This window comes from Ancylobacter sp. 3268, assembly GCF_031456575.1.
Lineage (GTDB): Bacteria > Pseudomonadota > Alphaproteobacteria > Rhizobiales > Xanthobacteraceae > Ancylobacter.
The window spans coordinates 326131-348473 of sequence record NZ_JAVDUX010000003.1; the positions used below are offsets into that span (position 1 = coordinate 326131).

Consider the following 22343-nt stretch of genomic DNA (forward strand, 5'->3'; position numbering starts at 1 on the left):
ACGGGAAGGCACCATTATAATAATCAGCGCGAACTAGGATCAGGGTGTGAATGTGCGGCGGAGTTTGGACGGACGTCTTCTGCTTGTCCAGTGGTCGGTTGCTGAATTGGCTGATCCGGTCGGAATGAAGATAATAATATGTAATAGTCATCGGGCGATGGATTTACTATTCGCTTTCGCAAGTCTTTCTGTCGATGTGTTTCGTATCCGCATCCGGTGGATCGAATCAGTTGATCAATAGGCGCATATCACCCGCAATGTCGAAATGACGGTGGCGATCTGCCCCGGCCAAAGGGTGGCGGGTGGCTCTCATCGCCTGCGGCGGTCGTAGCCTGTCCTTCGCGCGCCTTCATCCACGGCACGAAGGTCGGGCGGCCAGGCCGGGAGGCGGGAGAGTGCCGCTTTCCTAGTCTGGACTCGTTCAATTCCGGTCCGGCTTGCTCTAGCGTGGCGCCGCTTCGCATGAAGAGGGGATCGCGACATGCTGTTGATGCTGGCCGGGCTGGTGCTGTTTCTCGCCGTGCATGTGTTCACCACCTTCCGCGAGGCCCGGGCCGGGGTGGTGGCCCGCCTCGGGCCCGGTCCCTATCGGGCGGTCTATTCGCTGGTGTCGGTCGCCGCGGTACTGATGATCGCCTATGGCTTTGGCGCCTGGCGCGCCAGCGGCCCGGCGCAGCTCTGGGAGCCGCCGGTGGCGATGCGGCACATCGCGCTCACCCTCATGCTGCTCTCCACCATCGCCATCGGCGCCTATCTGGTGCCGAGCCACATCCGGGCATGGCTGAAGCATCCGATGCTGGTCGGCGTGAAGCTGTGGGCGCTGGCGCATCTCCTCGCCAATGGCGACGCTGCCACCATGACGCTGGCCGGCGCCATCCTGGCCTGGGCGGTCTATGACCGCATCTCGGTGAAGAGGCGCGGCGTGCCGCTGCCGGTCGCGCCGAAGGGGTGGGGCGGGGACGTCGTTGCGGTGCTGGTCGGCCTCGTGCTTTATGCGGCGCTCGCCTTCTGGTTCCACCCGCATGTGGTCGGCGTGCCCGTCATGATGCCCTAAGATCGACGCCGGACGCCAAGAACCGGCCGAAATGAGGAAGTGCCCGATGTCCGTCCAGTCCGCCGCGCGCCGGCTCACCGCTCCCGACATCCGCGCCCGCAAGGGCGGCGAACCCATCGTCTCGCTCACCTCCTATCACGCCCACACCGCCCGGCTGATCGATCCGCATGTCGATTTCATGCTGGTCGGCGATTCGCTGGGCATGGTCATGCATGGCATGGAGACCACGGTGCCCGTCACCGTCGAGATGATGATCCTGCAGGGGCAGGCGGTGATGCGCGGCTCGTCGCGGGCGCTGGTGGTGGTGGACCTGCCATTCGGCTCCTATGAGGGCTCGCCGCAGCAGGCCTTCGCCACCGCCTCGCGCGTCCTGAAGGAGACCGGCGCCGGGGCCATCAAGCTCGAGGGCGGCCGCCGCATGGCCGAGACCGTGCGCTTCCTCGCCGATCGCGGTGTGCCGGTGATGGGCCATGTCGGCCTCACCCCGCAGGCGATCAACACGCTCGGCTCGTTCAAGGCGCTGGGCCGCGACGAGGCGAGCGCCGAGCTGATCCTCAACGATGCCCGCGCCGTCGCCGATGCCGGTGCCTTCGCCATCGTGCTGGAAGCGATCTCCGAGCCGCTGGCGCGCCAGATCACCGCCGAGGTCGCTCCGCCGACCATCGGCATCGGCGGCTCGCCCGCCTGCGACGGCCAGATCCTGGTGCTGGAGGACATGCTCGGCCTCAGCGACCGGGTGCCGCGCTTCGTCAAGAAGTTCGCCGAGATCGGCCCGGCCATCGGCGCCGCGGTGGAGGCCTATGCCAGCGAGGTGCGTTCGCGCAGCTTCCCCGCCGCCGAGCACGTCTACGCGCCCAAGAAAGTGTGACCGGGGCAAACCGTGCCGGTCCGGCGCGGTATTTGCCTTGCTGAAGCCGCATCGCTAGTTTACGCGGCTTTTTCCGGTGCCGGAACGCCGCCGCTCCCCGCGCGGCTCCGGTGCTTCCCGACAGTTTTCCCACGGATCGCGACATGGCTGACATTTTCCACGAAATCGACGAGGACCTTCGTCGCGAGCGGTTCGCCCGCCTGTGGAAGCGCTATGGCGGGCTGCTCATCGCGGTGGCGGTGCTGATCGTCGCCGGCGTCGCGGTCTGGCGCGGCGTCGAATGGTGGAACCTGCAGCAGCAGCAGGAATCCAGCCTCCGCTTCGAGGCGGCGATGAAGCTTGCCGCAGACGGCAAGAACGGCGAGGCGGAGGCCGCCTTCGCCGCGCTGGAGAAGGACGGCACCGCCGGCTACAGCGTGCTTGCCCGCTTCCGCGCCGCTTCCGCCCTGGCCCCGACCGACCGCGCGGCGGCGGTGGCGGCCTATGACGCCGTCGCCAACGATACGAGGGTCAGCCCGCTGATGCGCGACCTCGCCCGGCTGCGCGCCGGCTTCCTGCTGGTGGACACCGCCCCGGCGGCCGACATCGCCGCGCGCATGCAGCCGCTGGCCGATCCCGCCGGAACGTTCCGCAATTCCGCGCGCGAGATCATCGGCCTCGCCCAGTACAAGGCCGGCGACTATGCCGCCGCCGCCAAGACCTTCGAGGCGATCCTCGCCGACGGGCAGGCGGCGCCGGGGCTGCGCCAGCGCGCCGATCTGATGCAGAAGCTCGCCAGCGCGAGCGCTCCCGCCGAAACGACGCCGCCTGCCGAGGCGGCGCCCGCCGCCGCGCCGGCGGCTCCGGCCGTACAGTAGGAGGGGTAGGGATGCCGTCCAGTCCACGTGTTTCCGGGCGCTGCGTGCGCCGCGCCGTCCTGGCGCTCGCCGCGCTGTCGCTGGCCTTCGCCGCCGCCGGCTGCGGATCGATGGATATCGACAAGCTCAATCCCTTCGCGGAGAAGGAAAAGAAGCTGCCGGGCGCGCGCACGGCGGTGTTTCCGGAAGGCGTGCCGGGCGTCGATTACAACGCGCCGCCGCAGCAGCCGGCCAATTCCGGCTATGATTATTCCACGTCGGCCGCCGCCAGCCCGTCTGCCGCCGGCCAGCCGGCCACGCCGCCGGCCCAGTAGAGCAAGGCGCGGGGGCGCCATCCGATGACCATGACCGTCGCCATCGTCGGCCGCCCGAATGTGGGCAAGTCGACGCTGTTCAACCGCCTTGTCGGCAAGCGCCTCGCGCTGGTCGACGACCGCCCGGGCGTGACCCGTGACCGGCGCGAGGGCGAGGCCCGGCTCGGCCATTTGTCGTTCCGCGTCATCGATACCGCCGGGCTGGAAGAGGCCAAGGCCGAGAGCCTCGAAGGCCGCATGCGCGCCCAGACCGAGGCGGCGATCGACGACGCCGACGTGCTGTTGTTCCTCATCGACGCCCGCGCCGGCCTCACCCCCACCGACCGCGCCTTTGCCGAGCTGGCCCGCCGCTCCGGCAAGCACACCATCCTGGTCGCCAACAAGAGCGAGGGCCGCGACGCCGTCGCCGGCGCGCTCGATGCCTATTCGCTCGGCCTCGGCGATCCGGTGGAGCTTTCCGCCGAGCATGGCGAGGGCATGGGCGAGCTGGTGCGGGCGCTGATGGCCTGCTTCCCCGATGACGCCGAGGACGAGGAGGCCGAGCCGGAGGTCGAGGAAGGCAATCGCCGCATCCGTGTCGCCGTGCTCGGCCGCCCCAATGCCGGCAAGTCGACGCTGATCAACGCGCTGCTCGGCGAGGACCGGCTGCTCACCGGCCCAGAGGCCGGCATCACCCGCGATTCCATCGCGGTGGATGTCGAGCGCCACGGCGTGAAGCTGAAGCTGTTCGATACCGCCGGCATGCGCAAGCGCGCCCGCGTCGAGGACAAGCTGGAGAAGCTGTCGGTCGCCGATGGCCTGCGCGCCGCGCGCTTCGCCGAGGTGGTGGTGGTGATGATGGATGCCACCCATCCCTTCGAGGAGCAGGATCTGCGCATCGCCGACCTGGTGGTGCGCGAGGGTCGGGCGCTGGTGCTGGCGATTTCCAAGAGCGATCTGGTGCGGGACCAGGCCGGCATCGCCAAGAAGATGCGCGAGGAGGCCGATCACTGGCTGCCGCAGGCGCGCGGCATGCCGGTGGTGATGGTGTCCGGCCTCACCGGCGACGGCCTCGACCGGCTGGTGAGGGCGATCGAGCAGGCCCACGAGGTGTGGAACCGCCGCGTCGCCACCAACCCGCTCAACCGCTGGCTCATCGAGACCACCACCGACCATCCGCCGCCGGCGGTGTCGGGCCGCCGCATCAAGCTGCGCTACATCACCCAGCCCAAGAGCCGGCCGCCGAGCTTCGTGCTGTTCTGCTCGCGGGCGGATGCGCTGCCGGAGAGCTATATCCGCTATCTGGTGAACGGGCTGCGCGCCACCTTCGACCTGCCCGGCGTGCCGATCCGGCTGACGCTGCGCGAAAAGGACAATCCCTACGCCGAGAAGGATTGAAGGCAGGGCAGAACGTCGAGGCGGCCCCTCTCCCCGAGGGGGAGAGGAAGGACCGGCGCCGCCCGAACGGTCATGGCGCCGCGTGTATTGGCTCCACCCTTGGGGATGTCGGAACGCCTCGACCCGCAAGATGACGGCCGCTCCCTCTCCCCGAGGGGGAGAGGGGTGGGGAGAGGGGGCTCCACGCTCGGCAATATCGTCACCCCACACCCATCCGCAGCACGGGCAGTTTTCCCCAATGGGTAGAGGTACATATCCGAGCCGCCGCATCGGCGATGGTGTCGGCGCGCGTTTGCGGCCCCCGATGGCCCGCCCGCCGGATAGGCTCGTCAGCGCAGCGGCGGCAGCCTTCGGCGCACCGCCTGCGACTTGATGACCGCCGTCGAGGTCACCGCATGTTCGGCGAGCGCCTCCAGCACCCCGTCCATCTCCTCGATGTCGCGCACCACCAATTGGGCGAGGAACGGATCGTCGCCGGTGATCTTGTGGCACTCGACGATGTTCGGGCAGGCGTCGATCAGCTTCTCCACCAGATGCAGCTTGCCGGGCAGCGGCCGGATGCGGACCATGGCGCGGATGGCATAGCCGAGCGCGCGCGGCTCGATCTCCGCCGAGAAGCCCTTGAGCACTCCCGCCGCTTCTAGCCGCCTCACCCGTTCGGCGACGCCGGGTGCGGACATGCCCACCAGGCGGGCGAGTTCGCTCATCGTGATCCGCGCATCCCGATCCAGCGCAGTGAGAATGCCGGCATCGAGCGCATCGAGCCCCGGTTCGGTTCCTTGAAGCCGCATGGCCGCTCTCCCCTCGGATAGAAAAGCATATTCGCCAGATCGGCTTCGATTCTCCATTCGAATCGGCGGCGGTGAATGCCATGCTCGCCGCCTCTCGAATCGGATCCTCCGACATGCTCATCGGCATCCTCGCGGGCCTCGCCACCGGCGCGCTGTGGGGTCTTTCCTTCGTGGCGCCACGGGCGGTCGTGCCCTTCACCGCGCTCGAACTGTCGGCCGCGCGCTATCTGCTGTTCGGCGTCGTCTGCGTCCTGCTGATGGCGGATGCCCGCTTCCGGCCGACCGGTCTCAGCCACAGGCAGAAGCTGATGGGCTTCGCCCTCGGCGCCTTCGGCTATTTCGGCTACTTCCTCGCCATCTCCTATGCCGTGCTGCTCGCCGGGGCGGTGGTGCCGCCGCTGATCGCCGGTACCGCGCCGGTCGTGCTGGCGGTGATCGGCAATCTGCGCGAGCGGGCGGTGGCCTGGCGCCGGCTGGCGGCGCCGCTTGGCCTCATCGCCGCCGGGCTGGCGGTGGTGAACGCCGCCGGGCTGGGCCAGGCGCCGCCGGATGACGCGCTGGCCATGCTGGCCGGCATCGGCCTGTCGGTGGTAGCGCTGGCGGTCTGGGTGGTCTACGGGCTGGCCAATGCGATGGTCATGCGCACGGACGGCGCGCCCTCGGCGCTGCGCTGGACCGGGCTGCAGGGCCTTGGCGCCGGCACCGCCGCGGTGCTGCTGCTGCCGGTGGTGCTGCGGGCGCCCACGCTGCCGGCGGAGCCCGAGGACGCGATGCGTTTCCTCGTCTGGGTGCTGCTGATGGGCGGCGTGGTGTCCTGGTTCGGCACCTATTGCTGGATGGTGGCGTCGCGGCAGCTGCCGCTGGCGCTGTCGGCCCAGCTCATCGTCGCCGAGACGGTGTTCGGCCTCGGCTACGGCCTCGCCTATGAGCAGCGCCTGCCGAACTCGGCGGAGGCGGTCGGCACGCTGCTGCAACTGGTTGGCGTGGTGCTGGCGGTGACGATCTTCACCCGCCGCGGCAGGGAAGCGGAGCGGCCGATCACGCCGGAACCGGGAATTCCTTGAGGCTGCGGGTGGGGAAGTCGTAGAGCGTGCCGGTCTGGGTGAAGCTCGGCAGGCACAAAGCGAGGATCGCCTGCGCCACGTCTTCCGGTGCCGGCAGGGTGTTCGGGTCCTCGCCGGGAAAGGCCTTGGCCCGCATGCGCGTGCGGATCGGGCCAGGATTGATCAGGTTGACCTTGAGCGCCGAGATGTTGGCGACCTCCGCCGCCCAGGTGCGGGCCAGCACTTCCAGCCCGGCCTTGGTCACCGCATAGGCGCCCCAGAAGGCGCGCGCCTTGTGCGCGGCGCCGGAGGAGACGAACACCGCCCGCCCGGCATCGGATTGCCGCAGCAGCGGGTCCATCGAGCGGATCAGCCGCCAATTGGCGGTGAGGTTCACGTTGAGCGGGCCTTCCCAGTCCTTGGGGTCGATCTGCGCCAGCGGCGTCATCGGGCCGAGCACGCCGGCATTGCCGACGAGTATGTCCAGCTTGCCGAAGCGCTCGAACAGCGCGCCGCCCAGCCGGTCTATGGCGGGAAAATCGATGATGTCGAGCGGCACCAGCGTGGCGGTAGAGGCGGCGGCGGCGATGGCGTCGTCGAGTTCCTCCAGCGCGCCCTGGGTGCGGCCGGTGGCGATCACATGCGCGCCGGCTTCGGCGAGGGCGAGAGCGGTGGCACGGCCGATGCCGCGGGTCGCCCCGGTGACGAGGGCGAGGCGGCCTTCCAGCGGCCGCGCTTGGTTGTCGGTCATCCGGCGTTCCTTGGCAGATGGTTGCTCGGCGATGTCAGGTGTCGTCGGTCAGGACCACGGAGGGCGCCGAGCGTTTGGCCGGGCCGTGGTTGACGGCCTCGATATTATTGCCCTCGGGGTCGAGGACGAAGGCGGCATAATAGCCCGGATGATAGTCGCGATAGCCCGGCGCGCCATTGTCACGCCCGCCATTGGCGAGCGCGGCCTCGTAGAAACGCTTCACCGTCTCGATGTCCGCCGCCTGGAAGGCGAGATGGGCGCGGCCGGTGGTCGGCTCGCCGGGGGAGACGAACAGCTCGTCGGCGAAGAAATAGCCTTCGCCCTCGACGACCGGCACGCCGATCACCGCCAGCACCGCCTTGTAGAAGCGCTTGCTCGCCTCGTAATCGGCGACCACCAGCGAGACATGGTCGATCAGCCGGCCGCGGTGCCACTGGTTCAGCTCGACCATGCACGTCCTCCTGTTACGGGTCTGCCGTCCGCTCAGCTCGCTTCGGCCAGCAGCGAGAGCTGGCGCGAGGGCACCTCGCCGGTGCGGTCGGTCAGCGGGGTCGGGTATTCGCCGGTGAAGCAGTGGTCGGTGAACTGCGGGTGCAGCCTGTCGCGGCCCTCATAGCCCATGGCGCGGTAGATGCCGTCGATGGACAGGAAGGCGAGGCTGTCGGCGCCGATATAGCGGCGCATGCCCTCGAGGTCATGGGTGGCGGCGAGCAGCTTGTCGCGGTCCGGCGTGTCGATGCCGTAATAGTCGGGATGGGTGATCGGCGGCGAGGAGATGCGGAAATGCACCTCGCGGGCGCCGGCCTCGCGCATCATGCGGACGATTTTGACCGACGTCGTGCCGCGCACGAGGCTGTCGTCGATCAGCACGATGCGCTTGCCCTCGACCACCGAGCGGTTGGCCGAATGCTTCATGCGCACGCCCTGGTCGCGCACCGACTGGGTCGGCTGGATGAAGGTGCGCCCGACATAGTGGTTGCGGATGATGCCGAGCTCATAGGGCAGGCCGGAAGCCTGCGAATAGCCGATCGCCGCTGGCACGCCGGAATCCGGCACCGGCACCACGAGGTCGGCTTCGGCCGGCGCCTCGGCGGCGAGCTGGAAGCCCATGTTCTTGCGCACCTGGTACACCGAGCGCCCGCCCACCACCGAGTCCGGCCGGGCGAAATAGATGTACTCGAAGATGCAGGGGCGGGGCGCGACGGCGGGGAAGGGGCGCAGCGTCTCCACCTTGTCGGAGGAGAACACGATGACTTCGCCGGGCTCGACGTCCCGCACGAAACGCGCACCGATTATGTCGAGAGCGCATGTCTCGGAGGTGAGGATCGGGTGGCCGTCGAGCTCGCCGAGCACCAGCGGGCGGATGCCGAGCGGGTCGCGGGCGCCGACCAGCTTCTTGTTGGTGAGGCCGACAAAGGCGTAGGCGCCCTCGATCAGCTTCAGCGCGTCGATGAAGCGCTCGGTGAAGCGCGGGCGCTTGGAGCGGGCGACGAGGTGCAGCATCACCTCGGTGTCGGAGGTCGACTGGCAGATGGCGCCGTCGCGGATGATCTGCCGGCGCAGCGTCAGCCCGTTGGTGAGGTTGCCGTTATGGGCGATGGCGAAGCCGCCGCCGTCGAGCTCGGCGAACAGCGGCTGCACATTGCGCAGGATGGTCTCGCCGGTGGTCGAATAGCGCACATGGCCGACCGCGATGTGGCCCGGCAGGCGCTTGATCGCCTCGCCGTCGGAGAAGGCGTCGCCGACGAGGCCCAGCCGGCGCTCGGAATGGAAGCGCGTGCCGTCATAGGTGACGATACCGGCGGCTTCCTGGCCGCGATGCTGGAGCGCATGAAGGCCGAGCGCGGTGATGGCGGCGGCGTCGGGGTGCCCGAACACGCCGAACACGCCGCATTCCTCGCGCAGCGTGTCGCCATAGGGATCGAAGGTGTCGGTTCCCGGCGCACGCTTTTCGGCGAGGTCGATGGCCGAATTCTCAAGGATCCTATGGGTCATGTGACCTTGCTCCGCTTCACGCAGTCTCGGCTGCGCACGCATCCGCGTGGTGGGTTCCGAAGCACATTTTGTTGAACGGGAAAGCGTTTCCCGCTCGCCAAAAGCGTTCCGGTGTCTCGATCCGAACGCCGCAGCGCCGGAAACGATCCCGTTCCGGCGCTGCGTGCGAATTCACTGTGCCGGAGGGGCGGCCGGTCCCGGGGCAACAGGCTCCGGGGGAGGCTCGGTCGGTTCGGCGTCCTTCGGGCTGCGAATGTCGCGTATCAGCTTCTCAGGATCTTCCGGCAACACGGAAATGAGCCAGTCGCCCGCACTTTGCAAGACCACCCGCGAATGCGCGTTGCGAATCCAGTCCGGCTGCCCCTGCTCGTTCTGGACCAGCCAGTTGAAGAACAGGAAGGCGACCACCATTATAAGGAATCCGCGTGCGAGACCGAACAGGAAGCCCAGCGTGCGGTCGAGTGCGCCGATGCGGCTGTCGAGGATCGCATCCGAGATGCGCACGGTGATGATCGAGACGATCAGCAGCGTCACCAGGAACAGGCCGCCCACCGTCGCCGCCATGGCGAAGGTATCGTTGGTTATGTACTGCTTGGCATAGGGCAGCAGGTGCGGGTAGCCATACAGGGTTACCGCGGCGGCTGCGATCCACGAGGCGATGGCGAAGACCTCGCGCACGAGGCCGCGGACCATGGCCAGCAGGCCGGAGATCACCATCACGGCGAGAAGGATGATGTCGAGCAGCGTCAAATCAAGCACACCGTGATCAAAGCGATGGCCCGCAGGCAAAACCGCGGGGGCGAATCTGCAAAGTCGGCACCCTGCGCGGGCCGGCGAGGTATAGCGCGGCAGGCCCGTCGCGTCATCCCTGTTGGGGTGTCTTCTTGATGCCCCGCGCCTCGTAGCTGTTGGTAAGCCCGCAGATCGGGCCATGCCCCGCGCCATCTTCCCCGGGGCGGTCCGGCGATCGGCTGGCGCGGGCGATTGGGCGGTGTCCGTCACGGGCCGGTCTGTGCGGCCCGCTCAGGGGGAGCGGGCCGGCATGAACAGCGGCGAGGCTCCCTTGTCCCAAGGTGACAGGCCCTTTCCGGCCTCCCTGCCTGGCTAGGCCTCTTCCACCGCCCGCGGGCTCCGCCGCGTCCCGCGCGCGGCGATCCCGGCCACCAGGTCGGCCAGCGAGCCGATGACGTCGAGCGGGATCGGCGAGGCGCCCGCCTCCCGTTCCTTGCCCCCGCGCTCCTTGTTCTTGGCGTCGGGGAGCACCGCGCGGGCGAAGCCGAGCTTGGCGGCTTCCTTCAGCCTTGCCGGGGCATGCGGCACCGGGCGGGCGGCACCGGTAAGGCTGATCTCGCCGAAATACACGCTGTCGGGCGGCAGCACCGCCCCGGAGAGCGAGGAGACCAGCGCCGCCGCCACCGCGAGGTCGGCGGCCGGCTCGGAGATGCGGAAGCCGCCGGCGACGTTGAGATGCACGTCGTGGCCGCCGAGCTTGATGCCGCAGCGCGCCTCCAGCACCGCCAGCACCATGGAAAGCCGTGAGGGGTCCCAGCCGACCACCGCCCGGCGCGGCGTGCCGAGGCTGGTGGGCACCACCAGCGCCTGGATCTCCACCAGCACCGGCCGGGTGCCCTCCATGCCGGCATAGACGGCGGTGCCCGGCGCGCCGCGGTCGCGGTTGGAGAGGAACAGCTCGGAGGGGTTCGCCACCTCTTCCAGCCCCAGCCCGGTCATCTCGAACACGCCGATCTCGTCGGTCGGCCCGAAGCGGTTCTTCTGCGCCCGCAGGATGCGGAACTGGTGGGCGCCATCCCCTTCGAAGGAGAGCACGGCATCGACCATGTGCTCGACCACGCGCGGGCCGGCGATCTGGCCGTCCTTCGTCACATGGCCGACCAGGATGACGGCGGCGCCGGCCTGCTTGGCGTAGCGGATCAGGATCTGCGCCGAGGAGCGCACCTGCGTCACCGTGCCGGGGGCGGATTCGGCGGTGTCGGTCCACATGGTCTGGATGGAATCGATCACCACCATCGCCGGGGTTCGTCCCTGCGACAGGGTCGCGGCGATGTCCTCGACATTGGTCTCCGCCGCCAGCTCGACGGGTGCGTTCGCAAGGCCGAGCCGCTCGGCGCGCAGCCGCACCTGCTCCACCGCCTCCTCGCCGGAGACATAGATGACGCGGTGGCCGGCGCGGGCCAGCGTTGCCGAGACCTGAATCAGCAGCGTCGACTTGCCGATGCCGGGATCGCCGCCGATCAGCAGCACCGAGCCCGGCACGATGCCGCCGCCGGTGACGCGGTCGAATTCGGCGATGCGGGTCTGGGTGCGCGGCGGGCTCTCGCTGGAGCCGGCGAGCGATTGCAACTCGATCGGCCGGCCCTTGCGCCCGGAGCGATGGGCGACCGGCAGGCTGACCGCGGCGGGCGATTCCTCGGCAATGCTGTTCCAGGCGCCACAGGAATCGCATTTGCCCTGCCAGCGGGAATGCACCGCGCCGCACGACTGGCAGATGAAGGAGAGGGATTTCTTGGCCATAGGCGGCGGGTCCGTGTCGGGCGGGAAGGGTGCCCTCCTATGTTGCATGCCGCGCGTCGGGCGCAAGCCTCCTGATCGCGCGGCCCGCTCCCGCCTCCGGCTATTTCCAGCGACGGTGGAAGCGCGAACCGAGCGAGGTCAGCACCTCGTAGCCGATGGTTTCGGCATGGCCCGCGAGGTCGTCGACGCCAAGACCTTCGCCGAGCAGGGTCGCCCAGTCGCCGGGGCGGACGGCGTCTTCCGGCAGGCCGGTGATGTCGACCGTCATCAGGTCCATGGAGATGCGTCCGGCCAGCGGGCAGCGCCGGCCGGCGATCACCACCTCGGCGCCGGGCCGCGTGTCCGAGGAACCGGCGAGGCGGGGAATGCCATCGGCATAGCCGGCGGCAAGGATGGCGATCCGCGACGGGCGCCGCGCCGTCTGCGCCGCGCCATAGCCGATGGTCTCGCCTTCATGCACCTCGCGGATCTGAGCGATCCGCAGCTCGAGCCGCACCACCGGCCGCAGCGGCGCGACATCCTTGCGGGCGCGCCCGCCATAGAGCGCGATGCCGGGCCGTACCATGTCGAAATGCAGCGCCTTGTCGCCGAGCGCCGCTGCCGAGTTGGCGAGCGAGGCGCGCACGCCGGGGAACAGCGCGGCGACGGCGCGGAAGTCCACCAGCTGGCGGGCGGTGAGCGGGTGAGCGGGATCGTCGGCGCAGGCGAGGTGGCTCATCACCAGCACCAGCGGGAAGCCGAGTTCGTCGCGCCCCTCGGCGAGGTTGATCGCCTCCGACGGCGACACGCCGAGGCGGTTCATGCCGGTATCCACATGCAGGGCAGCGGGGAGGGGGCGGTCGATCCGCGCGCAATAGGCCTGCCAGCGCTCGATATCGTCCAGGCTGCCCAGAACCGGCCTGAGATCATACGCATCGTACACCTCATTGCACTCGGCAAAGAGACCGTTGAGCACGAAGATCTCGGCCTGCGGCAGCAGGTTCCGCAGCCGCCGCGCTTCGCTGAGCAGGGCGACGAAAAACGTCCGCGCCCCGGCCGCCCAAAGCCTCGCCGCAACCGGCTCCAGCCCGGTTCCATAGGCGTCGGCCTTCAGCACGGCGGCGCAGGTAGCGGGAGACGTCCGCGCGGCGATATCCGCGTAATTATCTGAAATCGCTTGCAGATCGATGGTCAGACGACCGCCGGCCTCGGCGCTTGGCACGTTGGAATCAGCCATGGAACACCTCAGTCATGTGCGGGCAGGTGGTCCTGACGGGCCAGTGTGGAGAAGCGGGTGAACTGCGCTTCGAACGCCACCTTCACGGTGCCCGTCGGACCGTGGCGCTGCTTGCCGATGATCACCTCGGCGACGCCCTGGGCCGCCTTCATGTCCTGGTCCCACTTGAACCATTCCTCGGTGCCTTCCTTCGGCTCCTTGCTCTTCAGGTAGTATTCCTCGCGGTAAACGAACATCACCACGTCGGCGTCCTGCTCGATCGAGCCGGATTCGCGAAGATCAGAGAGCTGCGGTCGCTTATCGTCACGCGATTCGACTTGGCGTGACAACTGCGACAGGGCCATGATCGGTATGGCGAGTTCTTTTGCCAGCGCCTTCAGGCCGGTGGTGATCTCGGTGATTTCCTGAACGCGACCTTGAGCCGAACTCTTTGACGAACCGGTGAGCAACTGGAGATAGTCCACCACCATGAAGTCGAGGCCGCGTTGGCGCTTCAGCCGGCGGGCACGGGCACGCAACTGGGCAATGGAAATGCCGCCGGTATCGTCGATGTAGAGGGGGATCGTCTGCATCATCTGGGCGCAGCTGGCGAGCTTGTCGAACTCGGGCTCGGAAATATCGCCGCGGCGGATCTTGTAGGACGCGATCTCGGCCTGCTCGGCGAGAATACGGGTGGCGAGCTGCTCGGCCGACATTTCCAGCGAGAAGAAGCCGACCACCCCGCCATCGACCGCGCGGATGGAGCCGTCCGGCAGCGTCTCGGATTGGTAGGCCGCGGCGACGTTGAAGGCGATGTTGGTGGCGAGCGAGGTCTTTCCCATCGCCGGGCGGCCGGCGAGGATGATGAGGTCCGAGGGTTGCAGTCCGCCCATCATCTGATCGAGATCGTCGAGGCCGGAGGCGGTGCCGGACAAGTGACCCTCGCGCTGGAAGGCGCGGCTCGCCATGTCCACGGCTTCCTTCAGCGCGTCGTTGAAGCGTAGGAAGCCGCCATCGTAGCGCCCGGTTTCGGCGAGCTCATAGAGGCGTTTTTCCGCCTCCTCGATCTGCTGCTGCGGCGTCGAATCGATAGGCGCATCAAAGGCTTCGTTCACCACCTCCTCACCGATGGCGATGAGGTCGCGCCGCACCGAGAGGTCGTAGATGGTGCGACCGTAATCCTCGGCATTGATGATGGTGGTCGCCTCGGCGGCGAGGCGGGCGAGATATTGCGGCGCGGTGAGGCCGCCAATGTCGAGCTCGGCGGGCAGGAAGGTCTTGAGCGTCACCGGCGTCGCCACCTTGCCAGCACGGATCAGCGCGCTGGCGGTCTCGTAGACGGCGGTATGCACCGGATCGAAGAAATGGCGCGGCTGCAGGAAATCGGAGACGCGATAGAACGCCTCGTTGTTCACGAGGATGGCGCCAAGCAACGCCTGCTCCGCCTCGATATTGTGAGGAGCCGTTCGGTAATGCGGTTCGGACGCGGCCGCTGGGCGCGCGGGGGAATCGAGCATGACGGTTCCGGGTGCGAGTGATCAGCCGATAGCTAACGCCGCCCCGGCGCCCGAGTCCGGAGCGAATCGCGCACGGCCATTTTGTCCTGTGGAGCGCCTGTGGAAAGCGGAATCGGCCTTGACCGGGTTCCGCCCCTTTCACCGCGCCGGGCCGCTACTCGCCGGCCAGACGCAGGCCCGGCCGATTCCGCTTCTCCATCGCCTTCAATGCCGTCTCGGCCTCGGCGATGTAGTTGCGGGTCATCGGCACCACACCCTCGCGCTTGGCGAGCTGCACCTGGAAGATCATCATCCCCTGATGGCGGAAGGCCATCTCGGAGGAGGCAAGGTAGAATTCGAACATACGGACGAATCTCTCGTCATATAGCCGTTCGACCTCCTCGCGATGGGCAAGGAAGCGCTCCCGCCAGGCCCTCAGCGTCTCGGCATAGTGCAGCCGCAGGACCTCGATGTCGGTGACGAAAAGCCCGGCCCGCTCGATCGCTGGCAGCACTTCGGACAAGGCGGGAATATAGCCGCCGGGGAAGATGTATTTGGCGATCCACGGGTTGGTGATGCCGGGACCTTCCGAGCGGCCGATGGAATGGATCAGCGCGACGCCGTCATCCTTCAGCAGCTGAGCGACCTTGGTGAAATATTCGTCGTAATGGCCGATGCCGACATGCTCGAACATGCCAACCGAGACAATGCGGTCGAACGGGCCGGGAGCATCTCGATAATCCTGGAGCCGGAACTCGGCGCGGTCGGCGAGATTGCGCTCCTCGGCGCGGCATCGGGCAACGCCAAGCTGTTCCTGCGAAAGCGTCACGCCGGTGACGCGGGCGCCGGCATTCTCGGCGAGATATAGCCCCATGCCGCCCCAGCCACAGCCAATGTCCAGCGTGGCGAGGTCCGGGCGGTCGAACAGCAGCTTGGCTGCGATATGGCGCTTCTTGGCGAGCTGGGCGTCGTCAAGCGTTTGGTCCGGTCGCTCGAAATAGGCACAGGAATATTGCCGGTCAGCGTCGAGAAACAACGAATAGAGACGCCCGTCGAGATCGTAATGATGGGCGACGTTCTTCTGAGCCCTGTCGCGCGGATTGAACTGGGCCAGGCGCCGGAACAGAAAGCGAAGCCTCATCCATCCTTTGGCCGGCGCGCTCGGCACCTGGAGGCCGACCTGCGACATGAGCAGAGCGAGAAGATCGGCGATGTCGCCACGCTCGACAACGATGCCGCCTTCCATATAGGCCTCGCCGAACTTGAGTTCGGGGTCGAGGGCAACCTGCTTCTGCCAAGACGGCGACGTGAAGCGCATGACAAGCGGGTTGCCGCTTCCATCTCCAAAGACGACTTTTTCGCCCGAGGCGAAGACGACAGCAAGCGAACCACGGCGGATAACGCGCGCGAGCGCGCTCCTGAGCAACCGTTCCATCGGCCGGCTCCACGGTACCAGCAGTCCCCGCTTCCGAGACTGCTTGCCCAATCGCGGGGCATGTCTGCATTTGATGCTTTTCATTGCATCACAACATCGCCACCCCCGCAACACTCCGGTTTTCCATTCAGAACGCAAAAAAGCCCGGTCGCGAACGACCGGGCTCAACATTTTGGCGAATGACGCAAGGTTACTTACGTCGGGGCAGGCTCAAGCCTGCTCGGCTTCTTCGGCCTCGGTCGATTCGACCTCGTCGGCAACTTCCTCGTCCTCATCCTCGTCGCGGATGATCGTGAGGTCTTCGCCACGCGACTGGCGGGCGGCCTCTTCGGCGCTGCGGGCGACGTTGGCACGGATCGTCACTTCTACTTCCGGATGCAGGGTGACCGGCACGGTGTGGACACCGATGGTCTTGATCGGGTGGTTGAGGACGATCTGCGAGCGAGCGACGGTGAAGCCGGCGGCGGTCAGGCTGTCGGCGAGGTCGCGGCTCGACACCGAACCATAGAGCTGGCCGGTTTCGCCGGCCTGGCGCACCAGCACCACTTCGGTGCCGTTCAGCTTCTCGCCGATCTTGGCCGCCTCGTTCTTGAGCTCGAGGTTGCGGGTCTCGAGCTGGGCCTTCATGGACTCGAAGCGGGTCTTGTTGTCCTTGGTGGCGCGCAGGGCCTTGCCCGACGGCAGCAGGAAGTTACGGGCAAAGCCATCCTTCACCCGCACCACTTCACCCATCTGGCCGAGCTTGGCCACGCGTTCCAGCAAAATCACTTCCATTTTGGTTCTCCTTCAGTGCATTCGATTCGAAAAAATTCACATGTCGTTGGCGGCGGGCGGGCCGCCTCGGCCGCCCTTGCGGGGGAACCGGGCGCGCACGCCGAACAGGGTTTCGGTGAGGCCGAGCAGCGCGAGCGCCGCGAAAGGCCAGCCGAGGGCGAGGGCGGCCAGCCATACCGTGCCGATGACGAGGCCACGTCCGGGGGCGCCACGGGTGACCGCATGCACCACGGCGATGCCGAGCAGGCCGAAGGCGAGCAGCAGCGTCGCGGCGAGCAGTTCGACGAGCAGGCCGATGAAGCCGGAGGCCACGATCGAGGCGAGAAATGCCCCGGCGAGGAGCGCTGCCGCCGTCTTGGGCAGCACCATCGCCGAGAGGTCTGGCCAGGGGCGCATCAGCCGCCCCGACATCCGGGCAATGTGGGCAGCAAGCCAGAGATTGACGAGCTGGGTCGCCATGGTCACCACCGCCGCGGCCGGAGGCATGACGGCGACGAGAAGGTCGGCGAGGCGCTCGGCGTCGGGACCGGCTTCGCCGGCGCGCTCGGTGAGCATGGCCAGGAACAGGCTGCGCAGCGCCGCCTCATACTCGGCGAAATCGCCGGCAACGAGCGGGATCAGCGAGGCCACCGCCAGGCTGCCGACAACCGCCGCCGCCAGCACCAGGCGGCCGACGGGAAACCATTCGAGCGACGCGTCCGGCGCGCTCTGCCGCGCCATCAGCGCCAGATAGGCCATGACATAGGCCGGCAGGCCCACGCCGGCGACATAGGCAAGGGTCAGCTCGACGCCGAAGAACAGGCCGGTGAGCACGGCGGCGGTCGACGCCGCCACGAGGGCGGCGAGGTGCGACCAGCCGAGGCCGGCGATCAGTACCGGCATAGGAGCGAGATAGAAGAGCGGCACGGCCAAGGCGCTGCCGGTCGCGACCGCGGCGACCATCAGGGCAGACGCCGCACCGGCGCCAAACGCTATGAGCCAGAGCATCATCATCGACGAGCTGTCCCGCTCCTTGGGGCGGTTAGAAGCGGATCAGAGGTCCACCTCAGCTGTGGGGCCGACGGAACATCCCGCGGACCGGTCGGAAACATTTCAGGCGAAGGCCCCCGGCATGGCCGCCGGAGGCCGAAGGTTACGCGATCAGCGGATCACGAAGGGCAGCAGGCCGAGGAAACGGGCGCGCTTGATGGCGGCCGCGAGCTCGCGCTGCTTCTTGGCGGAAACCGCCGTGATGCGGGACGGGACGATCTTGCCGCGCTCGGAAATATAGCGCTGCAGCAGACGCACGTCCTTATAGTCGATCTTCGGCGCGTTGGCGCCGGAGAACGGGCAGGTCTTGCGACGACGGAAGAAGGGACGGCGCGCGCCGCCCGCGGCGGAACCGCCAGTGCTACCGAAAGCCATCATTCACTCTCCACATTGGCGTTGGCCTCTTCGCGGTCACGGCGCGGGGGACGATCGTCCCGGCCACCGCCGAAGCCGCGACCACCGCCGCCGAAGCCGCGATCACCGCCGAAGCCGCGCTCGCCACGCTCGCCGCGATCGTCGCGGTCGCGCTTCTGGAGCATCACCGACTGGCCTTCCTCAAGCTCCTCGACCCGGATGGTCAGGAAGCGCAGGACGTCCTCGTCGAGCCGCATCTGGCGCTCCATCTCCGCAACGGCCGGAGCCGGGGCGTCGATGTTGAGCAGGGAGAAGTGGGCCTTGCGGTTCTTGCGGATGCGATAGGTGAGCGTCTTCACGCCCCAGTACTCGTTCTTGGAAACGGTACCGCCATTCGCCTCGATCACGCCTTTGAAACGGGCGGTCAATTCCTCGACCTGCTGCGCCGTCACGTCCTGGCGCGCGAGGAACACATGCTCGTAAAGAGCCATGTCTCGTGCCTTTCCTTTTGTTTCCGCACTATTGCGGCTATCGTCCCGACGCCGAGCCCTTCGAGCCCCGGAAAGGCTCGAACAATCTCGAAGGCGGGGACACGGGACGCGCGGAACACACATGGAATTCCGACATCGCGGCAAGCGCGACCGTCCGTTCAGCCCCCGGCCGGGACCGACAGTGCGCGCGCTTATACGCGAAAATGTCGGGAAATCAAGATTGCCGGAGCACTGCCGAACCCCTATCCCGGTGCCGCGGCGGCCGTCCGCAACGGTTCCGCCTGTGGGCGAGCGGTGCCTTCCCGCCGCTTTCCGTGACGCTCGCGCTTGACAGGGCAGGCAGGCCGGTGTTCCTGCCCGCGCCTAATTCGTTAACCTGCGGACAACATCTGCATGAGCACAGCCTTCGTTTTTCCTGGACAGGGCAGTCAAGTCGTCGGCATGGGCAAGTCGCTCGCCGACAACTTCGAGAGCGCCCGTCTCGTCTTCGCCGAGGTCGACGAAGCGCTCGGCGAAAAGCTGTCCGCAGTGATGTGGGACAGCCCGATCGAGACGCTGACCCTGACCGCAAACGCCCAGCCGGCGCTGATGGCGACCTCGCTCGCCGCGATCCGCGTGCTTGAGGCCGAGGCCGGGCTGGATCTTGCCCGCGACGCCGCCTTCGTGGCCGGCCATTCGCTCGGCGAATATTCGGCGCTCGCCGCCGCCGGCGCCTTCTCCATCGCCGATGCCGCCCGTCTCCTGCGTCTGCGCGGCATCGCCATGCAGGCGGCAACGCCGGTGGGCACCGGGGCCATGGCGGCGATCCTCGGCCTCGACTACGACAAGGTGGTCGCGGTGGCCGAGGAAGCCGCGCAGGGCCAGGTCTGCGACATCGCCAACGACAACGCTCCGGGGCAGGTCGTCGTGTCCGGTGATGCGGCGGCGGTCGAGCGTGCCGTCGAGATCGCCAAGCGCGAGGGCGCCGCCCGTGCCATTCTGCTTTCGGTTTCCGCCCCCTTCCATTGCCGCCTGGTCGCCTCCGCCGCCGAGGCGATGCGCGAGGCGCTCGCAGCGGTCGCCGTCGCGACGCCGAAGGTGCCGGTGGTGGCCAATGTGACCGCCGCGGCGGTGTCCGATCCCGTCGAGATTCGCGATCTCCTCGTTCGCCAGGTGACCGGCACGGTGCGCTGGCGCGAATCAGTGACGTTCATGGCCGGCGAGGGCGTGACGCGCCTCGTCGAAATCGGCGCCGGCAAGGTGCTGTCCGGCCTCACCAAGCGCATCGCCCGGCAGGTCGCCTCGGCCAATGTCGGCACAGCGGAAGAAGTGGCGGGCTTCGCGGCGTCCGCCGCCTCCGCCTGATCAGCAGGAGTTTTCATGTTCGACCTGACCGGCAAGACCGCTCTCGTCACCGGCGCCACGGGCGGCATCGGCGGCGCCATCGCCAAGGCGCTGCATGCGCGCGGCGCCACTGTCGCCATCTCCGGCACCCGCCGCGAAGGGCTGGACGCGCTCGCCGGCGAGCTCGGCGAGCGGACCGTGGTGCTGCCCTGCAACCTTGCTTCCACCGAAGAGGTGGAGAAGCTGGTGCCGCAGGCTGAAGAGGCGTTCGGGGGCAATCTCGACATTCTCGTCAACAATGCCGGCATCACCCGCGATGCGCTGTTCGTGCGTATCAGCGACGAGGCCTGGGATACGGTGATCGCGGTGAACCTCACCGCCGGATTCCGGCTGATGCGCGCGGCCGCCCGCAACATGATGCGTCGCCGCTCTGGCCGCATCATCGGCATCACCTCGATCGTTGGCGTCACCGGCAATGCCGGCCAGGGCAATTATGCGGCCGCCAAGGCCGGCATGATCGGCATGTCGAAGGCGCTGGCCAAGGAAGTGGCGGCGCGTGGGGTGACGGTGAACTGCATCGCTCCCGGTTTCATCGCCACGCCGATGACCGACGTTCTGAGCGAGAAGCAGCGCGATGCGATTCTTTCTGCCGTTCCGGCGGCCCGACTGGGAACGCCCGAGGACATCGCCGCTGCTGCGGTCTATCTCGCCTCCGACGAGGGCGGCTATGTCACGGGCCAGACGCTGCATGTGAACGGCGGAATGGCGATGATCTGACGAAAGCCACGGAAATCCGGGCATTCCAGCGCCGTCCGCGTGCTGGTTTTACCAGATGAAGTGTGCTAACGACCGCCTCGGCTCACAGGGGGCCGGACACCGCGCAGAACAAGCGAGTCGTCCGTGACATCCTCTAATCGGGGCAAATAACAGGTCGTTGTCCGGAGCTTCCGGATGGCGACCGCGATGGAAATAACGTAGCAACCTCCTGATACGGACGAGGGTGAACCGATGAGCGATATTGCCGAGCGCGTGAAGAAAATCGTCGCCGAGCATCTGGGCGTGGAGCCCGAGAAGGTGACTGAGAATGCCAGCTTCATCGACGATCTCGGCGCAGACAGCCTCGACACCGTCGAGCTGGTGATGGCCTTTGAAGAGGCTTTCAATTGCGAGATCCCCGATGACGCCGCCGAGACGATCCTGACCGTCGGCGACGCCATCAAGTTCCTTGAAAAGAACGCCGCCTGAGGGTGGCGAGACGCGGCCGCGATGGCCGGTTCTCCCAAGGGAGAGCACCGTCGCGGCACGCCGTGCTCCTGGTTCCGGAGAGATTGAATGAGGCGTGTCGTCGTTACCGGCCTCGGCATGGTGACGCCGCTCGGTTGCGGCGTCGAGACCAGCTGGAAGAACATCCTGGCAGGAAAGAGCGGCGCACGTGCCGTCGAAACCTTCCAGGTAGATGACCTGCCCTGCAAGATCGCCTGCCAGGTTCCGCGCGGCGATGGCTCCGATGGCAGCTTCAATCCCGACCAGTGGATGGAGCCGAAGGAGCAGCGCAAGGTCGACGATTTCATCATCTATGCGATGGCGGCGGCCAAGCAGGCGCTCGACGATGCCGGCTGGCATCCCTCGACCTATGAAGAACAGATCGTCTCGGGCGTGATGATCGGCTCCGGCATCGGTGGCCTCCAGGGCATCGCGGAAACCAGCCTCCTGCTGCAAGAGCGTGGACCGCGCCGGGTTTCTCCCTTTTTCATTCCCGGCCGCCTGATCAATCTTGCCGGCGGCTATGTGTCGATCGCCCACGGGCTCAAGGGCCCGAACCACGCCGTGGTGACCGCCTGCTCGACCGGCGCGCACGCCATCGGCGACGCCGCCCGCCTTGTCGCGCTTGGCGACGCGGATGTGATGGTGGCCGGCGGCACCGAATCGCCCGTCAGCCGCATCGGCATGGCCGGTTTCGCCGCCTGCCGTGCGCTCTCGACCAGCTACAACGATACGCCCGAGAAGGCCTCGCGGCCCTATGACCGCGACCGCGACGGCTTCGTGATGGGCGAGGGCTCCGGCGTCGTGGTGGTCGAGGCGCTGGAACATGCGCTGGCACGCGGCGCCAGGATCTATGGCGAGATCGTCGGCTACGGCTTGTCCGGCGATGCCTTCCACATCACGGCTCCCTCCGAGGATGGCGACGGGGCCTATCGCTGCATGGGCGCGGCCCTGAAGCGGGCCGGCATCTCTGCCTCCGAGATCGACTATATCAACGCCCACGGCACATCGACCATGGCGGACGAGATCGAACTCGGCGCGGTGCAGCGACTGGTCGGCAACGCGGCGGCGACCATCTCGATGTCATCGACCAAATCGTCGATCGGCCATCTTCTGGGCGCTGCCGGTGCGGTGGAGGCGATCTTCTCGCTGCTGGCGATCCGCGACCAGATCGTTCCGCCAACCATCAACCTCGACAATCCGTCGATGGAAACGCCGATCGACCTTGTTCCACACAAGCCGCGCGAGCGGCAAGTGGAGTATGCCTTGTCGAACTCATTCGGTTTCGGTGGCACCAATGCATCGTTGGTGTTCAAGCGCTACGCGCACTGATCGGGCGTCGTCGACCGAACGTTAGGGGAAGTCGCGAGCCGGCTTCCCGCTTTCGCCATATTTGGAGGT

23 protein-coding genes are annotated in these 22343 nt (G+C 67.5%); 10 read left to right on the plus strand and 13 right to left on the minus strand.

The annotated features are described in order from the left end of the window. Positions 1-481 precede the first annotated feature (481 nt). The 5 genes from J2X65_RS06020 to der all read left to right on the plus strand — a co-directional run bounded on the left by J2X65_RS06020 (position 482) and on the right by der (position 4470). The gene (locus J2X65_RS06020) at positions 482-1054 is read left to right on the plus strand and encodes an NnrU family protein (RefSeq protein WP_310199274.1); all 573 of its coding nucleotides are present in this window, start codon (positions 482-484) and stop codon (positions 1052-1054) included. A gap of 46 nt (positions 1055-1100) precedes the next feature. Further along, entirely contained in the window at positions 1101-1922 is an 822-nt protein-coding gene (panB, locus tag J2X65_RS06025; RefSeq protein WP_310199276.1) for a 3-methyl-2-oxobutanoate hydroxymethyltransferase, read from the plus strand. A gap of 143 nt (positions 1923-2065) precedes the next feature. Next, positions 2066-2779, plus strand: a complete 714-nt coding sequence (locus tag J2X65_RS06030) for a tetratricopeptide repeat protein (protein WP_310199278.1) — start codon at positions 2066-2068, stop codon at positions 2777-2779. 11 nt (positions 2780-2790) lie between these two features. Continuing rightward, entirely contained in the window at positions 2791-3093 is a 303-nt protein-coding gene (locus tag J2X65_RS06035; RefSeq protein WP_310199280.1) for a hypothetical protein, read from the plus strand. 24 nt (positions 3094-3117) lie between these two features. Further along, on the plus strand, positions 3118-4470 hold the full coding sequence (der, locus tag J2X65_RS06040; RefSeq protein ID WP_310199282.1) for a ribosome biogenesis GTPase Der: 1353 nt from the start codon (positions 3118-3120) through the stop codon (positions 4468-4470). Between the two features lie 329 nt (positions 4471-4799). On the opposite strand, the gene J2X65_RS06045 is transcribed toward der, so the two are convergent. Further along, positions 4800-5261: an Lrp/AsnC family transcriptional regulator gene (locus tag J2X65_RS06045; RefSeq protein ID WP_310199284.1), complete on the minus strand. Its 462-nt coding sequence runs from the start codon at positions 5259-5261 to the stop codon at positions 4800-4802. 113 nt (positions 5262-5374) lie between these two features. Here J2X65_RS06045 and J2X65_RS06050 point away from each other — a divergent pair, with 113 nt between their 5' ends. Beyond that, a complete protein-coding gene (locus J2X65_RS06050) occupies positions 5375-6325 on the plus strand; it encodes a DMT family transporter (protein WP_310199286.1) in 951 nt (316 codons plus the stop codon). On the opposite strand, the gene J2X65_RS06055 is transcribed toward J2X65_RS06050, so the two are convergent. The 12 genes from J2X65_RS06055 to rpsF all read right to left on the minus strand — a co-directional run bounded on the left by J2X65_RS06055 (position 6300) and on the right by rpsF (position 18356). Further along, positions 6300-7055, minus strand: coding sequence for an SDR family NAD(P)-dependent oxidoreductase (locus J2X65_RS06055; protein ID WP_310199287.1), 756 nt, complete (start codon positions 7053-7055; stop codon positions 6300-6302). The two genes, J2X65_RS06050 and J2X65_RS06055, sit on opposite strands and share 26 nt — an antisense overlap. 34 nt (positions 7056-7089) lie before the next feature. Next, positions 7090-7506 (minus strand): VOC family protein, encoded by a 417-nt coding sequence (locus tag J2X65_RS06060; protein WP_310199288.1) that lies wholly within the window; start codon positions 7504-7506, stop codon positions 7090-7092. Positions 7507-7538: 32 nt separating this feature from the next. Further along, entirely contained in the window at positions 7539-9050 is a 1512-nt protein-coding gene (gene purF / locus J2X65_RS06065; RefSeq protein WP_310199290.1) for an amidophosphoribosyltransferase, read from the minus strand. A gap of 171 nt (positions 9051-9221) precedes the next feature. Then, positions 9222-9800: a CvpA family protein gene (locus J2X65_RS06070; protein ID WP_310199412.1), complete on the minus strand. Its 579-nt coding sequence runs from the start codon at positions 9798-9800 to the stop codon at positions 9222-9224. A gap of 354 nt (positions 9801-10154) precedes the next feature. After that, the gene (gene radA / locus J2X65_RS06075; protein WP_310199292.1) at positions 10155-11582 is read right to left on the minus strand and encodes a DNA repair protein RadA; all 1428 of its coding nucleotides are present in this window, start codon (positions 11580-11582) and stop codon (positions 10155-10157) included. A 100-nt stretch (positions 11583-11682) separates the two neighbouring features. Then, entirely contained in the window at positions 11683-12798 is a 1116-nt protein-coding gene (alr, locus tag J2X65_RS06080) for an alanine racemase (protein ID WP_310199294.1), read from the minus strand. Between the two features lie 8 nt (positions 12799-12806). Further along, positions 12807-14294: a replicative DNA helicase gene (locus J2X65_RS06085; protein ID WP_310199297.1), complete on the minus strand. Its 1488-nt coding sequence runs from the start codon at positions 14292-14294 to the stop codon at positions 12807-12809. A 154-nt stretch (positions 14295-14448) separates the two neighbouring features. Beyond that, complete coding sequence (locus tag J2X65_RS06090) at positions 14449-15708, minus strand: cyclopropane-fatty-acyl-phospholipid synthase family protein (RefSeq protein ID WP_310199299.1); 1260 nt, start codon at positions 15706-15708, stop codon at positions 14449-14451. A gap of 210 nt (positions 15709-15918) precedes the next feature. After that, positions 15919-16482 (minus strand): 50S ribosomal protein L9, encoded by a 564-nt coding sequence (gene rplI / locus J2X65_RS06095; RefSeq protein WP_310199302.1) that lies wholly within the window; start codon positions 16480-16482, stop codon positions 15919-15921. A 36-nt stretch (positions 16483-16518) separates the two neighbouring features. Further along, positions 16519-17424 carry a DUF2232 domain-containing protein gene (locus J2X65_RS06100; RefSeq protein WP_310199304.1) on the minus strand — a complete coding sequence of 302 codons (906 nt, stop codon included), beginning with the start codon at positions 17422-17424 and terminating at the stop codon, positions 16519-16521. A gap of 198 nt (positions 17425-17622) precedes the next feature. Continuing rightward, positions 17623-17886, minus strand: coding sequence for a 30S ribosomal protein S18 (rpsR, locus tag J2X65_RS06105; RefSeq protein ID WP_213363885.1), 264 nt, complete (start codon positions 17884-17886; stop codon positions 17623-17625). Next, complete coding sequence (gene rpsF, locus J2X65_RS06110; protein ID WP_213363495.1) at positions 17886-18356, minus strand: 30S ribosomal protein S6; 471 nt, start codon at positions 18354-18356, stop codon at positions 17886-17888. The genes rpsR and rpsF overlap by 1 nt, the downstream gene beginning before the upstream one ends. 393 nt (positions 18357-18749) lie before the next feature. Here rpsF and fabD point away from each other — a divergent pair, with 393 nt between their 5' ends. The 4 genes from fabD (at position 18750) to fabF (ending at position 22274) form a co-directional block, all read left to right on the plus strand. Next, positions 18750-19700 (plus strand): ACP S-malonyltransferase, encoded by a 951-nt coding sequence (gene fabD / locus J2X65_RS06115; RefSeq protein WP_310199307.1) that lies wholly within the window; start codon positions 18750-18752, stop codon positions 19698-19700. A gap of 15 nt (positions 19701-19715) precedes the next feature. Further along, positions 19716-20456 (plus strand): 3-oxoacyl-[acyl-carrier-protein] reductase, encoded by a 741-nt coding sequence (gene fabG, locus J2X65_RS06120; RefSeq protein WP_310199309.1) that lies wholly within the window; start codon positions 19716-19718, stop codon positions 20454-20456. 231 nt (positions 20457-20687) lie between these two features. After that, positions 20688-20924, plus strand: a complete 237-nt coding sequence (locus tag J2X65_RS06125) for an acyl carrier protein (protein ID WP_013165911.1) — start codon at positions 20688-20690, stop codon at positions 20922-20924. An 87-nt stretch (positions 20925-21011) separates the two neighbouring features. Beyond that, positions 21012-22274, plus strand: coding sequence for a beta-ketoacyl-ACP synthase II (gene fabF / locus J2X65_RS06130; protein WP_310199315.1), 1263 nt, complete (start codon positions 21012-21014; stop codon positions 22272-22274). The last annotated feature ends 69 nt before the right edge of the window (positions 22275-22343 follow it).

Excerpts from the sequence above, each read along its gene's own strand:
- J2X65_RS06020 (WP_310199274.1), top strand. The coding sequence starts at position 482 with ATGCTGTTGATGCTGGCCGGGCTGGTGCTGTTTCTCGCCGTGCATGTG.
- panB (WP_310199276.1), top strand. The coding sequence starts at position 1,101 with ATGTCCGTCCAGTCCGCCGCGCGCCGGCTCACCGCTCCCGACATCCGC.
- J2X65_RS06030 (WP_310199278.1), top strand. The coding sequence starts at position 2,066 with ATGGCTGACATTTTCCACGAAATCGACGAGGACCTTCGTCGCGAGCGG.
- J2X65_RS06035 (WP_310199280.1), top strand. The coding sequence starts at position 2,791 with ATGCCGTCCAGTCCACGTGTTTCCGGGCGCTGCGTGCGCCGCGCCGTC.
- der (WP_310199282.1), top strand. The coding sequence starts at position 3,118 with ATGACCATGACCGTCGCCATCGTCGGCCGCCCGAATGTGGGCAAGTCG.
- J2X65_RS06045 (WP_310199284.1), bottom strand. The coding sequence starts at position 5,261 with ATGCGGCTTCAAGGAACCGAACCGGGGCTCGATGCGCTCGATGCCGGC.
- J2X65_RS06050 (WP_310199286.1), top strand. The coding sequence starts at position 5,375 with ATGCTCATCGGCATCCTCGCGGGCCTCGCCACCGGCGCGCTGTGGGGT.
- J2X65_RS06055 (WP_310199287.1), bottom strand. The coding sequence starts at position 7,055 with ATGACCGACAACCAAGCGCGGCCGCTGGAAGGCCGCCTCGCCCTCGTC.
- J2X65_RS06060 (WP_310199288.1), bottom strand. The coding sequence starts at position 7,506 with ATGGTCGAGCTGAACCAGTGGCACCGCGGCCGGCTGATCGACCATGTC.
- purF (WP_310199290.1), bottom strand. The coding sequence starts at position 9,050 with ATGACCCATAGGATCCTTGAGAATTCGGCCATCGACCTCGCCGAAAAG.
- radA (WP_310199292.1), bottom strand. The coding sequence starts at position 11,582 with ATGGCCAAGAAATCCCTCTCCTTCATCTGCCAGTCGTGCGGCGCGGTG.
- alr (WP_310199294.1), bottom strand. The coding sequence starts at position 12,798 with ATGGCTGATTCCAACGTGCCAAGCGCCGAGGCCGGCGGTCGTCTGACC.
- J2X65_RS06085 (WP_310199297.1), bottom strand. The coding sequence starts at position 14,294 with ATGCTCGATTCCCCCGCGCGCCCAGCGGCCGCGTCCGAACCGCATTAC.
- J2X65_RS06090 (WP_310199299.1), bottom strand. The coding sequence starts at position 15,708 with ATGGAACGGTTGCTCAGGAGCGCGCTCGCGCGCGTTATCCGCCGTGGT.
- rplI (WP_310199302.1), bottom strand. The coding sequence starts at position 16,482 with ATGGAAGTGATTTTGCTGGAACGCGTGGCCAAGCTCGGCCAGATGGGT.
- J2X65_RS06100 (WP_310199304.1), bottom strand. The coding sequence starts at position 17,424 with ATGGTCGCCGCGGTCGCGACCGGCAGCGCCTTGGCCGTGCCGCTCTTC.
- rpsR (WP_213363885.1), bottom strand. The coding sequence starts at position 17,886 with ATGGCTTTCGGTAGCACTGGCGGTTCCGCCGCGGGCGGCGCGCGCCGT.
- rpsF (WP_213363495.1), bottom strand. The coding sequence starts at position 18,356 with ATGGCTCTTTACGAGCATGTGTTCCTCGCGCGCCAGGACGTGACGGCG.
- fabD (WP_310199307.1), top strand. The coding sequence starts at position 18,750 with ATGAGCACAGCCTTCGTTTTTCCTGGACAGGGCAGTCAAGTCGTCGGC.
- fabG (WP_310199309.1), top strand. The coding sequence starts at position 19,716 with ATGTTCGACCTGACCGGCAAGACCGCTCTCGTCACCGGCGCCACGGGC.
- J2X65_RS06125 (WP_013165911.1), top strand. The coding sequence starts at position 20,688 with ATGAGCGATATTGCCGAGCGCGTGAAGAAAATCGTCGCCGAGCATCTG.
- fabF (WP_310199315.1), top strand. The coding sequence starts at position 21,012 with ATGAGGCGTGTCGTCGTTACCGGCCTCGGCATGGTGACGCCGCTCGGT.